This is a genomic window from Allobosea sp. 01N443, assembly GCF_056399325.1.
In genome coordinates, this window is the sequence record NZ_JBFTRC010000407.1 from 1 (window position 1) to 779 (window position 779).

The 779-nt window shown below is 63.2% G+C and carries 1 protein-coding gene; it reads left to right on the forward strand.

Annotated features, from left to right (window positions below; genetic code table 11):
• Positions 1–234: 234 nt before the first annotated feature.
• Positions 235–779, forward strand: a 545-nt coding sequence (locus AC1DRP_RS36715; protein WP_476771160.1) for a mechanosensitive ion channel family protein, incomplete at its 3' end; no start/stop codon positions are given.

The window sequence follows — 779 nt, forward strand, 5'->3', positions numbered from 1 at the left end:
TTCTGTGTGAGCGCGCGATGATCTTGCGCGCGTGGAGATATGACGAATGACGAATGGATTCCAAATACTGCGCTGCGGCCATTTTGAGTGGCGGGCGCCCCAAGCAGCGCTATGCTGCGTATATTGCCTCTGGCCACTCCAGGCCGCCACACATGGCAAGCCACCGAGTGGGGCGGATTGGTTGTTCAGCATCCCGGGCGCGCAAGCATCGAAGCGCCATTGGACGGGCGAGTCATGAGTCAGACGCACGCCTATCAGCGCACGATCTGGCCGCTGCTCAGCGCTATGGCGAGTATCGCCTTGTATGTGCTGCATCAGCCGGCGCTCGATGCGTTCCAACTGGGCATCGAGGCCAGGACAATCCGGATCCTGTCCGGCAGCGCGAGCTATTTTTCGGCTGCCTGGCTTGGTGGACGCCTGGCTGGTCTGGCGCTTGAGCGCAGCGGACCCAGGAAGCGCCAGGTCCCGAAGCTTCTGGTCGAGCTCGTGACCGCGGGGCTCTTCATCGCAGCTGGTGTCGCTGCACTGATGCTGGTGATCGGGCAATCGCTGAGTGGAGCGCTTGCCGGCTCCGGGCTCGTGATCGCACTCCTGGGCTTCGCTCTCCGCAATGCGCTGGCGGATGTCTTCTCCGGCATCGCGGTCGGCATCGAGGCGCCTTACCGGATCGGCGACTGGGTCGCGATCGACGACGCCACGAGAGGAAGGGTGATCGAGATCGGGTGGCGCACGACTCGGCTGCTGACGCGGGACGACACCTATATGATCCTCCCTAATAG